The 17,564-nt window shown below is 55.8% G+C and carries 16 protein-coding genes and 1 tRNA gene; 4 read left to right on the top strand and 13 right to left on the bottom strand.

What is annotated here, in order from left to right; translation table 11 throughout:
- Positions 1–253 precede the first annotated feature (253 nt).
- The 3 genes from GV827_RS14305 to GV827_RS14295 form a co-directional block, all read right to left on the bottom strand.
- Positions 254–1,057 carry a DUF2182 domain-containing protein gene (locus GV827_RS14305; RefSeq protein ID WP_164354488.1) on the bottom strand — a complete coding sequence of 268 codons (804 nt, stop codon included), beginning with the start codon at positions 1,055–1,057 and terminating at the stop codon, positions 254–256.
- Positions 1,058–1,070: 13 nt separating this feature from the next.
- The gene (locus tag GV827_RS14300; RefSeq protein WP_164354487.1) at positions 1,071–1,685 is read right to left on the bottom strand and encodes a DUF1326 domain-containing protein; all 615 of its coding nucleotides are present in this window, start codon (positions 1,683–1,685) and stop codon (positions 1,071–1,073) included.
- 124 nt (positions 1,686–1,809) lie between these two features.
- Positions 1,810–2,688 (bottom strand): NAD(P)-dependent oxidoreductase, encoded by an 879-nt coding sequence (locus GV827_RS14295; RefSeq protein ID WP_164354486.1) that lies wholly within the window; start codon positions 2,686–2,688, stop codon positions 1,810–1,812.
- Between the two features lie 562 nt (positions 2,689–3,250).
- Here GV827_RS14295 and GV827_RS14285 point away from each other — a divergent pair.
- Positions 3,251–4,996 carry an adenylate/guanylate cyclase domain-containing protein gene (locus tag GV827_RS14285; protein WP_164354485.1) on the top strand — a complete coding sequence of 582 codons (1,746 nt, stop codon included), beginning with the start codon at positions 3,251–3,253 and terminating at the stop codon, positions 4,994–4,996.
- A gap of 331 nt (positions 4,997–5,327) precedes the next feature.
- On the opposite strand, the gene GV827_RS14280 is transcribed toward GV827_RS14285, so the two are convergent.
- The 6 genes from GV827_RS14280 to GV827_RS14255 form a co-directional block, all read right to left on the bottom strand.
- A complete protein-coding gene (locus GV827_RS14280; RefSeq protein ID WP_164354484.1) occupies positions 5,328–6,554 on the bottom strand; it encodes an adenylate/guanylate cyclase domain-containing protein in 1,227 nt (408 codons plus the stop codon).
- Positions 6,555–6,715: 161 nt separating this feature from the next.
- Complete coding sequence (locus GV827_RS14275) at positions 6,716–6,979, bottom strand: DUF4242 domain-containing protein (protein WP_164354483.1); 264 nt, start codon at positions 6,977–6,979, stop codon at positions 6,716–6,718.
- Between the two features lie 399 nt (positions 6,980–7,378).
- On the bottom strand, positions 7,379–9,043 hold the full coding sequence (locus GV827_RS14270) for a DEAD/DEAH box helicase (RefSeq protein WP_164354482.1): 1,665 nt from the start codon (positions 9,041–9,043) through the stop codon (positions 7,379–7,381).
- Complete coding sequence (locus GV827_RS24105) at positions 9,030–9,197, bottom strand: HNH endonuclease (RefSeq protein WP_408056270.1); 168 nt, start codon at positions 9,195–9,197, stop codon at positions 9,030–9,032. Before GV827_RS24105 ends, GV827_RS14270 begins: the two co-directional genes overlap by 14 nt.
- A 38-nt stretch (positions 9,198–9,235) precedes the next feature.
- On the bottom strand, positions 9,236–9,502 hold the full coding sequence (locus tag GV827_RS14260) for a hypothetical protein (RefSeq protein ID WP_164354480.1): 267 nt from the start codon (positions 9,500–9,502) through the stop codon (positions 9,236–9,238).
- Positions 9,495–9,851, bottom strand: a complete 357-nt coding sequence (locus tag GV827_RS14255; protein WP_164354479.1) for a hypothetical protein — start codon at positions 9,849–9,851, stop codon at positions 9,495–9,497. Before GV827_RS14255 ends, GV827_RS14260 begins: the two co-directional genes overlap by 8 nt.
- A 254-nt stretch (positions 9,852–10,105) precedes the next feature.
- Between GV827_RS14255 and GV827_RS14250 the strand changes: the two genes are divergently transcribed.
- Positions 10,106–10,360: a hypothetical protein gene (locus tag GV827_RS14250; protein ID WP_204325894.1), complete on the top strand. Its 255-nt coding sequence runs from the start codon at positions 10,106–10,108 to the stop codon at positions 10,358–10,360.
- Positions 10,361–10,546: 186 nt separating this feature from the next.
- On the opposite strand, the gene GV827_RS14245 is transcribed toward GV827_RS14250, so the two are convergent.
- The 4 genes from GV827_RS14245 to speB all read right to left on the bottom strand — a co-directional run bounded on the left by GV827_RS14245 (position 10,547) and on the right by speB (position 14,712).
- A tRNA-Gly gene (locus tag GV827_RS14245) sits at positions 10,547–10,620 on the bottom strand.
- A 38-nt stretch (positions 10,621–10,658) separates the two neighbouring features.
- Positions 10,659–11,507: a class I SAM-dependent methyltransferase gene (locus GV827_RS14240; RefSeq protein ID WP_164354478.1), complete on the bottom strand. Its 849-nt coding sequence runs from the start codon at positions 11,505–11,507 to the stop codon at positions 10,659–10,661.
- Positions 11,504–13,546, bottom strand: coding sequence for an ASKHA domain-containing protein (locus GV827_RS14235; RefSeq protein WP_164354477.1), 2,043 nt, complete (start codon positions 13,544–13,546; stop codon positions 11,504–11,506). The genes GV827_RS14240 and GV827_RS14235 overlap by 4 nt, the downstream gene beginning before the upstream one ends.
- 206 nt (positions 13,547–13,752) lie before the next feature.
- Positions 13,753–14,712: an agmatinase gene (gene speB, locus GV827_RS14230; RefSeq protein ID WP_164354476.1), complete on the bottom strand. Its 960-nt coding sequence runs from the start codon at positions 14,710–14,712 to the stop codon at positions 13,753–13,755.
- Positions 14,713–14,846: 134 nt separating this feature from the next.
- On the opposite strand from speB, the gene guaB reads away from it, so the two are divergent.
- Positions 14,847–16,295, top strand: coding sequence for an IMP dehydrogenase (guaB, locus tag GV827_RS14225; protein WP_164354499.1), 1,449 nt, complete (start codon positions 14,847–14,849; stop codon positions 16,293–16,295).
- Positions 16,296–16,345: 50 nt separating this feature from the next.
- Positions 16,346–17,509 carry an RsmB/NOP family class I SAM-dependent RNA methyltransferase gene (locus tag GV827_RS14220; protein ID WP_164354475.1) on the top strand — a complete coding sequence of 388 codons (1,164 nt, stop codon included), beginning with the start codon at positions 16,346–16,348 and terminating at the stop codon, positions 17,507–17,509.
- Positions 17,510–17,564 lie beyond the last annotated feature (55 nt).

Raw genomic sequence — 17,564 nt, 5'->3', positions numbered from 1 at the left:
GCTGGCGAAGCTCAAGCCCATGCTGCCCACAATAGGATGAGGTGAAAGGCAGACCTCGACATCCAAAAGAAATCAAAGCGATAGTTCAAGAAGACCTGTCCAAATCAAAGAGTTTTTCAACACAATCAGCCCGGAGCGGTCGCTGAAAATCTCTTGAGCTTCAGGTCTATTTGCCTCCCTGAAGAAGAAGTCAATGGCTGAGGCCAGCAGTAGTAGGTCTTTTGCTATTTACTGCCTGTAATGCGTTAAGCCGTTATCCCGCGGCAAGCGCCAGTCCCCCGACAATCAGGGCGACCGAGGAAAGCTTCGACAGCCACGGCAGTCCCGCGGCGAGTTTTTCCAATCCCACGAACAGCGCCAGGGCGGCGATCCAAAGTAGGTTCATCACGCCACCGACGAAAAGAAGCGCCATTAGAACCCAGCAGCACCCAAGACAGAACCAGCCGTTCTGCATCCCCATGCGAAGAGCCCCCAAAGCCCCGGACTTCCAATTATGCATGAAAAACATGACTGGATGCTGACAATGCCGCAGGCACGCCTGCTTGAGAGGGGACACCTGGTAAAGCCCTGCCACCACGAGCAGCGCTCCAGCAAGCGACGCTTGCGTGATTTCCATCATCCCGCTCATCTGCCCGATCGAAACTAGGGACCATTGCACGGCAGTTGAAACGAGACTGAAGAAACCCCAAACGAATAGGTAACCGGAAAGAAAAACAGAGACCGCGGCGTATGGTTTATTCGCGTTCTTGTTTTTCCTTACCAGCGCAGCATAGAACAACACTGTCGGAGCCGCACTTGGCACCATCATGGCTATCATCATGACCCACCACATAAGGAAGACCATAGCCGCATATCCAAGGGTCCATTCGACGGACGCCATCATCATGCCCGGCATTTCGATGGCCATCTGCGTCATCGTAATCGCTGACATTGACATGCCGACCCCGAGCAGAGTGTAAATCGCCGCGAGAGCAACGACAAAAGAAAGACCAACTATCACTATTAGCCGGTCTCGCTTCAGGCTGCGCTCCAGCGCAGTTCCAGTTGCTGTGATCATAGTGCGCGCAGTTTTAGGCTGACCAGGCGAACGGGGCGAAATGTCCGTTTCTAGAGCCAGTGGCATCGTCCCACTCAACTCCGAAGGCATTGAACTTGCTCTTCGTAGCTCGAGCAAGTGCGAGCGTCGTTGTCACTGGGTGTGGGACATTGTCGATCTTGATGGGGCCACCATTCGGAAGCGCGCTGTTGACAGCTTCGATCTCTTGTTCAACCAACTCGCCAGCTGTCACGGATATTTTGTCGCCGTCCGACACGAAACTGATCGGTCGTTTCTCAACACCGGCCACTTCGCCAACTAAGGGCCCTAAGGCTTCCATCGGACCACCAGCAGCACCAGTGGCGATGTCGCCGATCGCTGCAGTTTGTTCGTCACTAGCGTTCTCATCGACAATGAGACCAACTTTAATGTTTCCATCGGACATCGCACTCGGTGCGTGAAGCAAGACTATGAAGGACAAACCGTCTAGCGAAATACCTTCCTTTTCTCCCTTGATAATCTTCATCGCAATCGCCGCCTTGCAATCACCCTCGGTGGGCGTTGCAGTCAGATTTGACGTAATGCATGGGCACAAGAATTCGCAGTTGCAGGTTTCCATGTAATCGCCTTCGATATGCCAGCCAGCCATAATCAATCCTCCTTTGATGCCAACTTAGTATCACAATTTTCGACTTCACGCACCTTCGTCCGGCATTTGAGACCTTGGTTCGTCTCGCGGCGAATGTCCGGTCCCTGCTTTATAGCAAACATAATTAGGCGTCTGTACGACCTGCCCGCAGCACTTTGATGAGCGATGTTAAATGCTCGTCGCTGTATCCCGCAGACATACCTTTGGCGATAAGCTCCTCGAATAAATCCGACAGCGCCATGTTCGCACCGCGATCACGGAATGCCGAAAACCCGTCACGAAACGCCGTCTCGTATACTTTCAATGGTGAGCCAGAGCCCGAGAAATCACCTGACGGGATCGTTTGGGCCACCGTCGGCGCGTAAATATCTGTTGCGACACGCATGGCTGCCGGCAACTGCTTTACATAAATGTCCAGCGGCACCCCGGCCACCTCACAGAAATGCGCGCCAAAGATCATGCCGAACATTGCGCCCTGCCTCGGCAAGAACAAAGCCGAAAACAGATCAGCCAAGTGAGCGACATTCTCTCCGATATAGTCCGAAGCGGGCGCCATAGTGCGCAAGATGCCCTCCTGTGCGGCCCAGTCGGTCGGGTCACCTGCAACAAGAAAACATGTTGAAGCGTCTCCGATCTGACCTGGACCGGCGAGGATCATGCCGACAAGGCATCGTCCTCCCAGCGCGCTAACCCGCTCATCAAGCGCTGTCGCGGATGGACCGTCGCCCGTGCTGAGTTCGATGAATGTGCGGCCAACAACGGCGTCTGGCATAGTCTCAAGCAAGGCCTTGGTGTCCGAGTGCGTGCCAATGCAAATCACCGAAACTGGACTGGCCTCAATCGCAGCCTGAGCGGTGTCCGCGACCTTGTGACCTTCAGCGCGAAATGGGGCGGCCCGCTCAGGAGAGCGGTTCCAAACCGTAACGTCGTATCCCTCCTGGATAAGTGCGCGGGCCAATGCAGCCCCCATGTCGCCAAGTCCGATAACTGAAACTTTCTCCATGGTGCCACCCCCTTACCATTCTGGGACATCATAGCCCAAAATCTTTCACAAGTCTTGGTCACGCGTCACGCGCTCATCGCTAGCCTCTTTAAACGATCCTGCGCCATGCATCGGGACCAGTACATCCCATTAGTGACCGGTCCCCTTCCGTAATATCCGCCCGAACGCCGGCGAGATGGACAAGACTGCGCTTTTCAAACTCGGTCATCTCGAAGACGGCGATCCCGTTGAACTGGGCGAACAGATTGGGGATTTTCTTTATACATCACTCGTAATTGCAGCCCCCGCGATACACCATCTTTTGGTGCGCAGTCCAAGCTTGCCACGCTGCACCGCCGCCAGTCCGCTCTAAGCCCGAAGCCGTCGGATCAAATTAGATGCCTTTCCTGCTGAGGCAAAGTAGCCACCAACCTCAATGCTATAGAAGCACCGCCAGGCAGGCCGATAATCTACGAACTTGCTGAAATAGAATAGCGCCCAAATACCGAAGCGGTCTTTAGCAGACAGTATCTATTGGACATCGCAGCTTCCGACGCGCTAGATTTGCCGGAGGGGGAATTTCATGCTGCGGCGTTTGACCACGGTTATGGCGGCTGATGTCGTCGGTTTTTCGGAGAAGGTCGGGACATCAGAAGCCGCTACCTTGGAACAACTCGCTTTGCTTTCAGAGTTGATAGACGAACAAGTAGACCGTGGTGGTGGTCGCGTTTTCGCACGGGCAGGAGATGGCTTCCTATCTGAGTTTTCGAGCCCGGTATCAGCGGTTCAAGCTGGCTTCGAAATCCAACGTCGGTTGCGTACTACAGTGGAGCGCCAAGGTAACGGACTTGAGCTTCGTATCGGAATCCACTTGGCCGATGTAGTCGTAGAACAAGAAAACCTTCTTGGCGATGGCGTTAACATAGCCGCACGCATTGAAAGTGTCTCACAGCCGGGTCAAGTGCTGGTCTCAAAGAGCGTTTTCGATCAAGTCAAGCGTGTCTCCCAACTCTCGTTCGAAGATTTGGGAGAGCATCGGCTGAAGAACATATCAGAGCCGCAGAGGTTGTTCCGTGTCGTCGGCGAAATGGGAAACCACAGCTTCATGTCTGGCAACCCGGATGTGCTCTCACCTAAACCACTGGACAGCATTCCACCAAACTCTATTGCTGTCCTTCCCTTCGCCAACATGAGCGCTGATCCTGAACAGGAGTACTTTTCTGATGGATTTTCAGAAGATCTGATCACAGAACTGGCTCGGTTCAAGGAACTCTTCGTTGTATCGCGAAACGCCAGCTTTGCGTTTAAGGGCCGCAGCGTCGACATTCGTCAGTTGGGTCAAGAGCTAGGCGTAGCATACTGTCTTGAGGGCAGCGTCCGAAAGTTTGGCGCACGTGTAAGGATCACTGCGCAGTTGATCGATACCAGACGCGGAGATCATGTCTGGGCCGACAAATTTGATGCTGATCTCTCCGATCTGTTTGATCTTCAGGACGACCTAGCTGCAGCCATCGTTTCGAAGGTCGCATTGCGTGTCGAAACAAAGACGCGCGATGCAGCCAAACAAAAGAGGCAGGTCGACTTTAAAGCTTATGACTTTGTGTTGCGCGGATTGGAGAAACATCGGCTTGGCGGCGTCACGCGGCAATCAGCTGAAGAGGCTCTTTCGTGGTTCAATAAGGCGATAAGAGCTGATCCAAACTACGCACGGGCATATGCTTGGAAATCTTGTGCCATGGCGACATTGGCCAGGGAATGGACACACGAGAACACCTTGGATGAAGCCCTTGCTTTGGCGCAGCGCGCCATCGAACTGGACCCTGAGGACTCAGAGAGCCACCGGATATTGGGATCGATCAATCTTTATCTTCGAGACTTTGACAAAGCTGAGTTCCATTTCTGCCGAGCTGTAGGTCTGAACCCGAATAGCGCATTTATCCTTGGTCGGACCGGCGAGCTCTATAATTTTCTGGGCGATCCCGAGAAAGCACTCTCTTTTCAGAGGCGAGCGATGAAACTTGATCCATTATTGCCGTCTTACTGCCGGGAATTAGAGGCTGCCGCCCACTATGTTCAGGGAGATTTTGAAAAGACTGCTCAGCTGGTTTCGGGCTTGTCTCGCGTTTCACGACGAGCAGCGGCTTATTGGGCTGCGGCAGCTACTCACTTGGATGACAAATCAAACTTGGAGCGGGCTCGAGCAGAACTGCTTTCCATAGATCCGGATTTCAGCGTGGCATCGTTTGTGCCGTTCGAAATTTACAAGGATCGCCAATATCAAAAACAACTCGAGTCCGACCTGGAGCGTGCTCAACTTCCGCTGTCGTGACGTCCATTACTCGCCGATCGTGTTGAAAAGCACGACAGTCTGAGAATCTATTCGAAAGTTTGGCAAAATGAGGGAGCGGTTTGTGCGGAGGCAGCGGCTCGCAGTCATCCCAACGACGGCTTAGTCCGCATGTGAGACATCGAACGCAACCGCAGCGAATGGCCGGTGTTGGTAAGAGCGGTCGGTGCAATGCAAAAGCTGACGTTGCCGCGGCGCTGGCTTGCCATGAGTGACCGCTGACGGTGGCCAATCGGTCATCTGATCAAAAGACTCGGATGACCCAAACGAGCCCGAAGCGGCCGCCGCGTTTGTCATAACCAATATCTCCTTCCTATTCCGTAGCGCCCTCATCCAGCCTAAAGACCTCGACCGGCTCGCGGATGCCCTTGAGCGTGACCTCCCCTTTCGAGACGGAGGGGAAGTCGTCCTCTACGGCTATGGCAGCACGGGTGCTAAGAAGGATTTCGCCGTCCTCGGCCATTTCGCACAGGCGCGAGGCGACGTTGATCGCGGTGCCCGACGCGGTGTAGTCGGAGCGTCCCTCGTAGCCCACCATACCGACGGTGGCATAGCCCAGCGAGACGCCGACGCCGAACCCAAGTCTATGACCAAGGCGCTTCCATTGCTTAGACAGCTCAACCATCTTCGCGCGCATTGAGATAGCCAGCCGGACGGCATCACCCGCCGGGTCATCGCAGGGGATGGGATCGTTGAAGAGCACCATAATCCCGTCGCCCATGCGGTGGTCGACGCCCGCGCCATGCGCGTTGATCAGCTTGCCCATTTCCTCGTGATAGGTTTGCAGCACCTCGATGGTCTCCTCGGGTTCGGCGGTTTCGCAAAAGGCGGTAAAACCCCGGATGTCACAGAAGAGCACACCCAGTAGGGCGCGGTGGCTCGACAGCATCTTTTCTGAGCCGGAGGAAATGACCGTCTCTGCGACAGCAGTGGGTAAGAATCGCTTTAGCTTGCCAATGCGTTCGATTTCGCCGACTTGCTCCTCGACCTGCTTTTGGAGCGTATTATTAAGCGTCTGAACTTCTTCGGTCTTATCCCTTAACGCGCGATACTGACGGACATTTTCGACCGCGATTAACGCCTTCTCAGCGAAAATTTCAAAAAGTTGGATATCTGTGTCTTTAAAGGTGCCGACAACGCGTCCAGCCAGACTCAGAACACCATGACATTCATCCCGCGTGAGCAATGGTACGTGAAGAAGACTTCTTGCTGTTCCTGGACTTGGGCCCAATTCATCTGCCTCAGTGTCTTCGATGTGGACGACAGACCGGGAGACTGCGGCTTGAACCATTGGATTCCCTATATCCTCTAGCTTCGGAGGATTTTGGAAGTGGAGCGCTACGAGCCACTCATCTTCGCCCTGATAGGCTGCAAGTTGCAGCTCTGATTTGTCTTCCGATACCAGAAAGAGACCTGCATGCAGGCTGTCACAAAGCCTTCGGGCGTGAGCAAGGATCGTATCGAAAACTGGAAGACTATCATCGCGCGAACGCGAGATCACCTGGAGGATTTCGCGCGAAGCAGCTTCACGCTCGCGCATGATTTTCAGCAGTGATTTATCGTTTTGCCAATCCCGATTAGATGACAAATGAACGTCTCCGGTCAGGAGCCAACTTGAGCATCTTGGTCACAAGACGTCAAAGGCTATCATCACTGAAGTCTTGCTTGGACCAGACAGCATCTTCCCGCCAGCGAAGAGAATCACGGCGTCAGGTCCATTGCAGTGACCACTCCGCTATAGGGTAATCCTGCCTCATCGTTCAGTAATCGTACGTCATCAGCCGATGTAGCCTCGAACAGACACATGCATCGGCCGTCCTGCGGTGCGAATGTTGAGCGGATATATCGGATGTCGGTCCCCGCGGCGCGCATTTCCTCTGCTTTAGAAATGGCGGCTTTCTGTGCACCGGCGAGATCTTCCATCGCGATACCTTTCAGGTCACGTTCCACCATGAATACCGGCATTTTTTCCTCCTGTGTTAGGGCCGATCGTGTTTAATACCTTATAACGAATAGCCCTCGAACAGCATAGAAAATGGTTATGGAATTATGACCTACAGTTATTGCAACTGTGGCTGCATGGGGCAGGCGGAGATGTAGAAAGGCGGGGTCATAGCTCTTGTGCAATTTCAATTATGACCACTGGCAGATGGTCTGTGCATCAACCCTGACCATCTGGAGGTTGGGTTGCGGGCACGATGGAGATGGCTGGGGCAGCGCTTGGAGGTCCCTAAAAGGATCATCCATGTCTTACGAAATGATCTTCGCTGGCAGGATGCTCCATCCCAGTATGGGCCAGACAATACGCTCAAGACCATATTGGCCAGATGGGCATCGTCGCACCTATCCTGAGTGGGCTCTGGGTCACTGATTATTTTCAAACATTCGAGCTAGCCGGCCATAGCTTTCTTCCGGCAGGTGTTTGAGTATCTTGATCAGCTGGTCATCCCCGCTGCTAAGAACGCCCTTGCGGAATACATCCCGGACAGCTTCACCTTCCTGAACTTCCTCCTCGTCAAGGTCCATTCCTCGGATGATTGCCCCCACGCGCAAAGCATCGTTGAGCGAGATTTCGAAGTCGTGTCCAAACGCCTCACCACATGACTGACAATCTTTTGCGCCCAGCGTATTGAGTGACCCGCAAGCTTCGCAGGTCTTCATGCGAGGACCGCGGACTGGGAATTCTGCATCGCATATTTGGCAGGATGTTTCGTCCTTCGGGCATTCGGCACCACAGTCTGGGCACACCTTGGTATCCGGGGTGTCCGATGGACGCAGCTTTGCCGGGGACATTTCTGCTTCAACTCGGCGGGCGTATTCCTCGAATACCCGATGGGTAGGCATCACGACATAAGCTCTTGAGTCATCCTGAGGTCCGAAATTGCGAACGACACGGCCCATAGCCTGGCGGAAGTACAGCTCTGTTTGGGCGTTCGGAAGGTACGCAAGCACGCGCAGCCGCTGGATGTCGACGCCCTCAGATATCATAGCGACGGACACAATCCAGCGTTTCTTGCTATTACGAAACGCCGCAATCTTACCCTCCGGGTTTGAAACACGGTTGTGCACAAGCACGGGCTTTTCGCCATCGAGTAGCTCCAGAAGATCAGCCATATACTCAGCGACTGGGATATTTGGCGCGATGATGAGACCTGCGGCTTCTGGCATCCGAAGTCGAAGATCATTCAGCTTTTCAATGCACCACTCCAACATGCTTGCCTGATAGGAGTTAGTATCTGCGGCACCTGAGGGCAGATACTTTGGCGTGCAGGCGAGCTTGTAGTAGTCCAGCGCTTGCTGCAGGCCACGAATTCTTTTGAGACCCGCGGAGAACTGCGTCTCCTCTGTGCCAGATACACTGATGTTTTCACCATCGTCGAGCTTGACCGAGAACTTACCTTCGTGGCGGTGAAATGTAATCGGACGACAGTAATCTAGATCAACCGCTTCGCCGTAGGTCAACGTATATGTGCCACCTTCGGGGTGGTCGATTAGTCCCTGATCGTCGTAAGCGAGCCAGACAGATTCCTTACCGTCGGAGCGGATTGGTGTCCCCGTCAGGATCAATGTAAATTGCGCATCTGCAAACGCACCGTTCGCACCATCGCCCCAGGCAGCTTCGACTGCCGCGTGATGATGCTCATCACAGATGACTAATGTCCGGTCCTTCCGACAAACGGCCTGCAGACCATCGAGCGAGCTCTGGATCGCAGACCATGTAGCGCATAGATCGACACCGTAATTTTCAGGGTCGTCGTCGGCGCCTGTGATTTTGAGCATTGCCCGCCCAGTCACAAATTTAAACTCGTCGGCCCATTGATTGACCACTGTAGTACGGGGCGCGATTACGATGACCCGGTCGATCATTTTTGCGTCAAAAAGCCGTTGCGCAATGACCGAAGCACAGATGGTTTTGCCAGCGCCGGGCGCCGCGTTGATCAGAAAATGCCTATCTTCACCGGCCTGCAGCCAGTCCATTGCTTTATTGGCACAATCAGCCTGCCAGGGTCTCAGATTAATAGTCGTCATTTTTTGCACCTTTTTTCAAATTGCAGGTCGCACAAAGCGCCTGCCCGTTGTCCAATGTCGTGGGTCCACCCCTTGAATGGGCATGCACGTGATCTGCATGGAAGCCTGCATCCAACACCGCGCCGCATTTCTGACATAGGTTGCCGGCGAGCATCCGCAGGATGCGCCTCTGCCGAGGTGAGAATGCCCGGCTCATTTCTTGATCCAGTACTCGGTCAGCTGTATTTCCTTGTAAGGGAGGCTCTCTGGCACCTTGCAGACCGTGTACTCGTTGATACGACGAATGACCTTCGCCATTGGGACAGGCCTCGATTCAATCAAGAATCCATCCTTCTTGATCCGACTAAACTCTGCGTTTGGCCCTTGAACTCCAAAAAGCAGGAACGCCTCCAAGAGGGTAACTGGATGCCCTTCGAGCATATGCTCTCGCAGAGCGGATGCTGCTTTGTATTCAGCCATATACTTCCTCCAGACACATATCTTCACGGCTGCCAGCTAGCAGCTCTTTCAATCCATTTCGCGGCCCGCGGTCTGCAAGCGTATCATTATCAAATCCCATTTCCGTCTCCAGAATACGCCCCTGGAATTTGTCGAATGCAGTGCAGAGATTGTAGGAATAATACCCCGGATGACGCCGTTCGTCGGGATGCAAATCAGTGGCGTATTCCCGCTTCGACAGTTCGATCAGCTTTTGTGCAGCCCCAAGCAACTCCTCCGTTCCGATAATGGCCTCTGGCAGCTGTTGCGACAACTCACCAAACACAGCTGAAAGCAGGGACATGCCCCGAAGTTTTGATGTATTGCTCATCTTTTTGTCTCCCTTCTCATGGTGGCCTCTGTTCAACACCCGCTTGGTGAATGGTGGTATCGAGCGGCACATCCAAACTGATGGTCGAAAGTGACCTTCTGTTTTATTGGAGGCAGACGGATGGAACTTCTTACGGGCTCCACAGGATTTTCGTCATTTTTGTCAAAAATTGCTGAAATTCAGCTTGGTCTGCCGAGGTTTGGGTGCTGACCGTGCTGAGCTTCTTTTACGCGACCACGTGCCCGCGCCCCGAGATGAAGCGGCATATGCGGTATCAGCGCGCCGCCAAGAAGATCCCGGCGGTGCTCAGCGCTGAAGAGGTTGCGCGGATTTTGGAGGCGGCCCCCGGGCCTGGGCTGAGATACCGCGCTGCCTTCAGCGTGGCCTATGGCGGCGGATTGCGCGCCAGCGAGGTCACGCATTTAGCTCCGATGCTGACAAGATTTGTAAGCTTGATGTCGATGCGATCTCAAAAGGACGGGCAGATGAGCCCGTCGCAAATTTTATAGAACGCAGCAAAGTACTGATGCGCGCAAAACAAATCAGCATGTCTAGCCATTAAAGACCGCGCCATCCCAGTAGATCAACTTTTGATGGACTGGCATCTAAGGGTTTTAGGGTTGGCGGGTTTTTGGGCGGGTCAAAGATCAATACATATAGAAAAGAGTTATTTAACAAATGCTTGTGTGAATATTTGGAGCGGGTAACGGGAATCGAACCCGTAACTAAAGCTTGGGAAGCTGCCGTGATACCTTTTCACCATACCCGCGCACTCTATGGATCAGATATGACGGCACTATGAAGGCGTCAAGCGGCTTTGCGGGCCGTGAAGATGTTGACAAGTGCGGGCAGGCGGATCCCTTGCGGGGTTTGGAAGTCCTGTAATGCCGATGCCAATGCATCGACAAGCCGGGCACGGTCGTCATCGCTCGCTTCGAAGTAGTCAAGCGCACGGTGCGCAGGCCCGATTTCGCACATCAGGTCGGCGACGGCTTTTGAATCTCCCTCAGGTGTCAGGTCGATATGTACTTCATCGGCCTCAACATCAGTCAATCCAGCGTCTTTCAAAATCGATGTGACGCGCCCAACTTCGCGAAAGGCAAACGGGCCGGGGGCGTCAGGATCGCTTTTTGGTACTGCTCCAATGACCTGTTTGGCAATGCGTGCAGGGAGGGTGAAATATGGATTGTCCGGTATGGAACCCCAGGAGGCAAAGGTCATCTGGGCACCCGGTGTCAGGGCTTTCGACATATTTGCAAAAGCGGCGACAGGATCGTCGAAAAACATCACGCCGAAACGTGATATCAGGCCGTCGTGCCCGTTTGGCACGAACCCGTGGCTTTGCGCATCGCTCAGCGCGAAAGACACGTTTGCAATGCCTTCGGCCCTGCTGCGTGCAGCCGCAACCAACGTATCTGAAATATCGACACCCAAGGCACCGCCCAGAGGTCCGGCACGCCGAGCTGCCTTGAATGTGCTGGTTCCCGCACCGCAGCCGATATCGAGAATGCGTGCGCCTTCAGAGATATCCGCCCTGTCCAGCAGCAGATCAAGGACCGGAGCCAAGGCCGTATCCATCGCATCCATCTGGGCGACCCATAATGGCCCGGCCTGATCAGACCAGAAGGTCTGCTGGTCCGCATTTGTCCCGCTCATGCGCGACGCCGCCGCCGTCTGCCGCCACCATCCCCGGAATCCGCGCCGGTGTTGAATGTCTCGGTCGGCAACGTGACAATGGAATTGAGGATGGGAAAGGGCTCAACCGCGTTCGGAATAGCGGAGGCATTGACGAAATGCTCCTGAAAGCGCGGCTCAATCGCTGTTTCGACCTTGTGGATAGCGCGCACGGTCTGCTCGATCTCTGCCCGGGCATCGGTGTTCAAAAGCGCGATCCGCGCCCCGGTGCCAGCGGCATTGCCTGCCGAAGTGACCTTGTCCAACGGGCAATCCGGGATCATGCCCAGCACCATGGCATGTTTGGTGCTGATATGCGCCCCAAAGGCCCCGGCAAGCACGACGCGGTCGACCTTTTCAACACCGAATTTATCCATCAGCAAACGGGCCCCGGAATAAAGCGCGGCCTTGGCCATCTGGATTTCACGGATGTCGCGGTTGGTCACGGTGATCTTTGGACCGCCCTTGTCGGTGCCATCGTAGACCAGATAGGAATTTGTGCGCCCGTCTGCGAAGACATTGGCCGAATGGGTTTGCCCCGCTGTGCCGATCAGCCCTGCAGCGTCCACGATACCGTGCATGCGCATTTCGGCGACCATTTCGATGATGCCAGAGCCACAGATGCCCGTGACCCCGGTGGTGGCAATCGCCTCTTCAAAGCCGTCCTCGTCAGACCACAGATCGCATCCGATCACCTTGAAACGCGGCACCTTGCTGATCGGGTCAATCTCAACCCGTTCGATGGCTCCGGGTGCGGCGCGCTGGCCCGAGCTGATCTGCGCGCCCTCAAAGGCAGGCCCGGTGGGCGAAGAGCACGCGAGAACCTTTTCCTTGTTGCCCAGCAATATCTCTGCGTTGGTTCCGACATCCACGATCAGCACCAGATCATCTGACTTGTCCGGTGCCTCGCTCAATGCCACCGCGGCAGCATCTGCGCCGACGTGGCCCGCGATGCAAGGCAGCAGGTACACATGGGCGGACGGGTGAATGTTGAGCTCCAGATCAGCGGCCCGCAAGCGGACTTCGTTCGAGGTTGCCAGCGCGAAGGGGGCCTGCCCAAGCTCGAATGGGTCAATGCCCAAAAACAGGTGATGCATGACGGGATTGCAGACGAAAACAGCGTCCACGATCAGGTTCTTGTCAATCCCGCCTTCGGCCGCGATTTGGCTGAACAGCCCGTTCATTCCCTCACGCACCGCGCGTGTCATTTCTTCGGCACCTGAGGCGTTCATCATGGAATAGCTGACCCGGCTCATCAGGTCTTCACCAAACCGGATCTGCGGATTCATCACGCCGGACGAGGCCACGACATCACCGGTGAGCAAATCACACAGATGCGCGGCGATGGTGGTTGAGCCCAGATCAACCGCAAGCCCGTAGAGCGTACCGTCATAATAGCCCGGCCAGATGTGCATGATGCGGTGCGGGTTTTCCTCATCGCCCAGATGAACCGCCACGGTGACTTTCCAGTCTCCCTTGCGCAGGATCGGTTGCATCTTTTGCAGGATATTAAGATCGGCCGAGACTTTTTCAAAGCCCCACTGATCGCGCAAAGCGTCTTGCAGGCGTTCAAAGTCACCGGACGGGTCGTGCATGTCCGGCTCGGCGACTTCAACGTAGCAAAGCTTGGTCGAGGGGTTCAGGACAATGTCACGCGACTCCGCCCGTTTGCGGACCACCTGCTTGTGCACCTGGCTTTCCGGGGGCACGTCAATCACGACATCGCCCTGGATCGTCGCCTGGCATCCCAGACGGCGCCCTTCGATCAATCCGCGCTTGTCCTTGTAGCGTTGTTCGACCTTGTTCCAGTCCGACAAGGCATCATCGTGAACCGTCACACCGTGTTTGGAGAATTCGCCGTAGCTTGGCGTGACCTGACATTTCGAACAGATGCCCCGCCCGCCACAGACGGAATCAAGATCGACCCCCAACTGCCGCGCAGCGGTCAGAACCGGCGTACCGGCAGGGAAATGCCCACGCTTGCCGGAAGGGGTAAAGATAACAAGAGGGTCGCTGATCATATTCATGGTCCTCAGGGTGTTGGGCGGACTATAATTCGCCTGCGCGCACAAGAAAGCCAATGAGCGGCAAAAGACAAGCGGTCACCGTCATTTATGGCGATCACGCTCCACCTCAACCGCTTCGCTTCTCTTTTTGGCCTTAAATCCCGTGGGGTCTGGGGCAGAGCCCCAGCATATAATCATGCCGCGCTTGCGCGTCCTTAGGACTACAGCTGGCTGCGCGCGTGAAAGATGAAGCCAAGGAAATTTAGCAGGACCTGAGCCGCCAAGATCGAGGTGGAGCCGGTGGGATCATAGTCGGGCGCCACTTCGACCAGATCGATCCCGACGATTTCATGCCGTTCTGCCGCCATCTGCAGCAATTCAAGCACCTCGTAATAGAGGAACCCACCGTGCGATGGCGTGCCTGTGCCGGGGGCGATGGACGGGCAGAAAGCATCGATATCAATTGTCACATAAAGCCGCGCGCCCGCGGGCACATGGCCCAGAACCTCACGCGGCCCCATCTCGCGGGCTTGGCGCACCGATATGATGTCGGACCCCATCGCGCGGGCGTCCTCGTAGCCTTCCTTGGCGGTGGAGCTGACATTGCGAATGCCGACCTGCGTCAGTCCGGTGACATAGTCTTGCTCGGCCGCGCGCCGCATCGGGTTGCCGTGGCCGTGGCGGACGCCATGGCGCACATCGACAAAATCAAGATGCGCGTCAATTTGAAGGATGTGAATGTCGCCTTGGCTGTCAAATGCGCGGATGCAGGGGATGTTGACCGAATGATCGCCTCCGATCACAACGGGCAGGGCACCGGCCTCAAGGATGGCCCGCACGCCTTTTTCGATATTCGCGTGACTGGCTTCGGTATCGGTGTGGATGATGTCGGCGTCACCGATATCCACGATGTTCACATCCCCCGGCAGATAGGTCACGTCGTCCTCGTGATCATATGCCCCGGCATGGCCAAAACTGAAAAGCGTCGAAGCCTCGCGCACTCCGCGAGGACCGAAACGAGCACCTGAACGCCACTGCGTCCCGGCGTCGAACGGAGCCCCTAGAACTGCGACATCGGCATCAAGATTTCCCCAGTCCGGCTCGTAAGGCCGTTTGCCAAAGGTGGAAATGCCCACGAAAGGTAGGTTCAACCGCCCAGCATCATATCCGTGATCTGCCATAATAAGCTCCCTTGCCGGGCAGCTTTCCCCAAAGGCCCGGCCAATACAAGCACGTGCGGCAAATCACCCTTTTCATCCCTGACCGTCCATGAGATAGGAACTTGCCAAATGAACCCATGCTGCGAGGTGCGATGATGGAGATTCGTGAGGCTCTTACCTTTGATGATGTTTTGCTGGTGCCAGGCGCATCTGCGGTGATGCCGTCCACGGCGGATACCCGGACGCATGTGACCAAGTCGATTGCGCTGAACATCCCGCTTCTCAGCTCTGCAATGGACACCGTGACCGAGTCCCGCATGGCGATCGCGATGGCACAGTCAGGCGGCATGGGGGTGATCCACCGCAACCTGAACATCGAAGAACAGGCGCGTGAAGTGCGCCGCGTCAAACGCTTTGAAAGCGGGATTGTCTACAATCCGATCACTCTGCGCCCCGATCAGACACTGGCCGATGCCAAGGCATTGCAGGAACGGTATAACGTGTCCGGCTTTCCTGTGGTGGATGAAAAAGGCCGCGTCGTGGGCATCGTCACCAACCGCGACATGCGCTTTGCCTCTGATGATGCGACGCCGGTCAAGGTGATGATGACAAACGATAACCTCGCGATCCTGCACGAACCCGCCGACCGCGCTGAGGCGCTGAGCCTGATGAAATCGCGCCGGATCGAAAAACTGCTGGTGACGGACGGCAAGGGCAAGCTGACGGGGCTTCTGACCCTGAAAGACAGTGAACAGTCAGTGCTGAACCCTACCGCGTGCAAGGACAATCTGGGGCGGCTGCGTGTCGCGGCAGCATCGACCGTTGGTGATGCAGGATTTGAACGTTCGCAGGCTCTGGTTGAGGCGGGCGTCGACATGGTTGTGATCGATACTGCCCACGGGCATTCCCAAAGCGTTGCCGAAGCCGTGCGCCGCGCCAAATCAATCTCAAACGAAGTGCAGATCGTCGTGGGGAACGTGGTAACCGGAGAGGCCACACGTGCCCTGATCGATGCAGGCGCCGATAGCATCAAAGTTGGCATCGGTCCCGGCTCCATCTGCACAACGCGGATGGTGGCAGGTGTCGGCATGCCGCAACTGACAGCAATCATGGACTGCGCCGAAGCAGCGGGTGACGTGCCGGTCATCGCTGATGGCGGCATCAAGTTTTCAGGCGACTTTGCAAAGGCGATTGCTGCGGGCGCGTCCTGCGCCATGGTCGGCTCCATGATCGCGGGGACGGATGAAAGCCCGGGCGAAGTCATTCTATATCAAGGCCGTAGCTTCAAAAGCTATCGTGGCATGGGCAGTCTGGGCGCCATGGCGCGCGGCTCGGCCGACCGTTACTTCCAGAAGGACGCGGCGAGCGACAAGTTGGTCCCTGAAGGGATCGAGGGGCAGGTGCCTTATAAAGGGAGCGCCAATGCCGTGGTGCACCAGCTTGTCGGCGGTCTGCGCGCAGCGATGGGATACACCGGCTGTGCGACGGTCCCGGAAATGCGCAAGAACTGCAGCTTCGTCAAGATCACCGGCGCGGGCCTGAAGGAAAGCCATGTGCATGACGTTCAGATCACGCGGGAAAGCCCGAACTATCGGATTGGGTAAGTGTTATTTTGCAGCATCTTACAATACACTCTTTACAGCTTGGATGAACAATGACACCGGGCGCACGGGTTGCTGCGGCGATTGAGGTCTTGCAAGAAATGGCCGAGGGTCTTGCCGCTGAACAGGCACTGACCAGATGGGCCAGACGCAGCCGCTTTGCCGGATCAAAAGACCGCGCAGCCATCCGTGATCATGTTTTCGACGTGTTGCGCTGCAAAAGAACAGCCGCTCACTACGGCCGCGGCGACAGCCCTCGGGCCTTGATGATTGGCTTGCTGCAAACGCAGGGGGCAGATCTGGCCGCACTTTTTTCGGGCGAGGGTCACGCACCCTTGCCGCTGGTACCCCATGAGCTTGATTTTCCGGCACCACCAACGGATGAAGCGACGGTGTGGAACATGCCCGACTGGTTGGTGCCACATCTCAAAGACAGTCTTGGCGAGGGTGCCGCCCAAGCTGCCATTGCGCTGCAAAGTCGCGCGCCTGTTTTCCTGCGGGTGAACACGCCCAAGGCTACACGATCAGAGGCGATGGAAACACTGTCTGAGGCGGGGGTTGTGACGGAGCCCAATCCGCTTTGCGACACCGCGCTGACAGTGACCGAAGGCGCACGGAAAATCCGGAATTCGTCGGGTTATCAAGACGGCCTGGTCGAACTTCAGGATGCTGCAAGTCAGGCAGTTGTGGCCGCACTTCCCACCGGCGGTCGGGTACTGGATTATTGCGCGGGTGGGGGCGGCAAGGCACTGGCTCTTGCGATGGACGCGGAGCGCAAGGTTTTTGCCCATGATATTGATCCGCGGCGGATGGCCGACCTTCAGCCACGGGCAAAGCGGGCGGATGTGAAAATAACCCAGCTGAATACCGGCGATCTGGAGGGGGCTGCGCCCTTCGATACGATCTTGTGCGACGCGCCCTGTTCGGGGTCAGGATCGTGGCGCCGCGCGGCTGAAGGAAAATGGACGCTGACCGAGGCGCGATTGGCTGAGCTGACCACGGTGCAGGACGCAATTCTGGATCAGGCAGCAGCGCTGTTGGCCGCCAAAGGTACGCTGGCTTATGCGACGTGTTCGGTTTTCCGTTGTGAAAACGAAGACAGGGTCGCAGCATTTCTAGACCGTCATCAAGGCTGGAAATGTACGTACCAACGCCGCTTTGACATTGGTCCGGAGGGAGACGGTTTTTTCACGGCACACTTGAAGCGAGAGTCGTAACGTGCATACTCAATCATTACGTGCATATGTCGTCTTGGTTAAAGTCTGCTTAACC

This window comes from Sulfitobacter sediminilitoris (genome assembly GCF_010667575.1).
GTDB classification, from domain to species: Bacteria; Pseudomonadota; Alphaproteobacteria; order Rhodobacterales; family Rhodobacteraceae; genus Sulfitobacter; species Sulfitobacter sediminilitoris.
This window is presented reverse-complemented; position numbering and strand designations above follow the sequence as displayed.

Coding starts and splice junctions, on each gene's coding strand:
- GV827_RS14250 (WP_204325894.1), top strand. CDS start 10,106: ATGAAGCGGCATATGCGGTATCAGCGCGCCGCCAAGAAGATCCCGGCG.
- GV827_RS14270 (WP_164354482.1), bottom strand. CDS start 9,043: ATGACGACTATTAATCTGAGACCCTGGCAGGCTGATTGTGCCAATAAA.
- GV827_RS14280 (WP_164354484.1), bottom strand. CDS start 6,554: ATGCGCGAGCGTGAAGCTGCTTCGCGCGAAATCCTCCAGGTGATCTCG.
- GV827_RS14275 (WP_164354483.1), bottom strand. CDS start 6,979: ATGCCGGTATTCATGGTGGAACGTGACCTGAAAGGTATCGCGATGGAA.
- guaB (WP_164354499.1), top strand. CDS start 14,847: ATGGAGATTCGTGAGGCTCTTACCTTTGATGATGTTTTGCTGGTGCCA.
- GV827_RS24105 (WP_408056270.1), bottom strand. CDS start 9,197: ATGCTCGCCGGCAACCTATGTCAGAAATGCGGCGCGGTGTTGGATGCA.
- GV827_RS14260 (WP_164354480.1), bottom strand. CDS start 9,502: ATGGCTGAATACAAAGCAGCATCCGCTCTGCGAGAGCATATGCTCGAA.
- GV827_RS14220 (WP_164354475.1), top strand. CDS start 16,346: ATGACACCGGGCGCACGGGTTGCTGCGGCGATTGAGGTCTTGCAAGAA.
- GV827_RS14285 (WP_164354485.1), top strand. CDS start 3,251: ATGCTGCGGCGTTTGACCACGGTTATGGCGGCTGATGTCGTCGGTTTT.
- GV827_RS14295 (WP_164354486.1), bottom strand. CDS start 2,688: ATGGAGAAAGTTTCAGTTATCGGACTTGGCGACATGGGGGCTGCATTG.
- GV827_RS14240 (WP_164354478.1), bottom strand. CDS start 11,507: ATGAGCGGGACAAATGCGGACCAGCAGACCTTCTGGTCTGATCAGGCC.
- GV827_RS14300 (WP_164354487.1), bottom strand. CDS start 1,685: ATGGCTGGCTGGCATATCGAAGGCGATTACATGGAAACCTGCAACTGC.
- GV827_RS14305 (WP_164354488.1), bottom strand. CDS start 1,057: ATGATCACAGCAACTGGAACTGCGCTGGAGCGCAGCCTGAAGCGAGAC.
- speB (WP_164354476.1), bottom strand. CDS start 14,712: ATGGCAGATCACGGATATGATGCTGGGCGGTTGAACCTACCTTTCGTG.
- GV827_RS14235 (WP_164354477.1), bottom strand. CDS start 13,546: ATGATCAGCGACCCTCTTGTTATCTTTACCCCTTCCGGCAAGCGTGGG.
- GV827_RS14255 (WP_164354479.1), bottom strand. CDS start 9,851: ATGAGCAATACATCAAAACTTCGGGGCATGTCCCTGCTTTCAGCTGTG.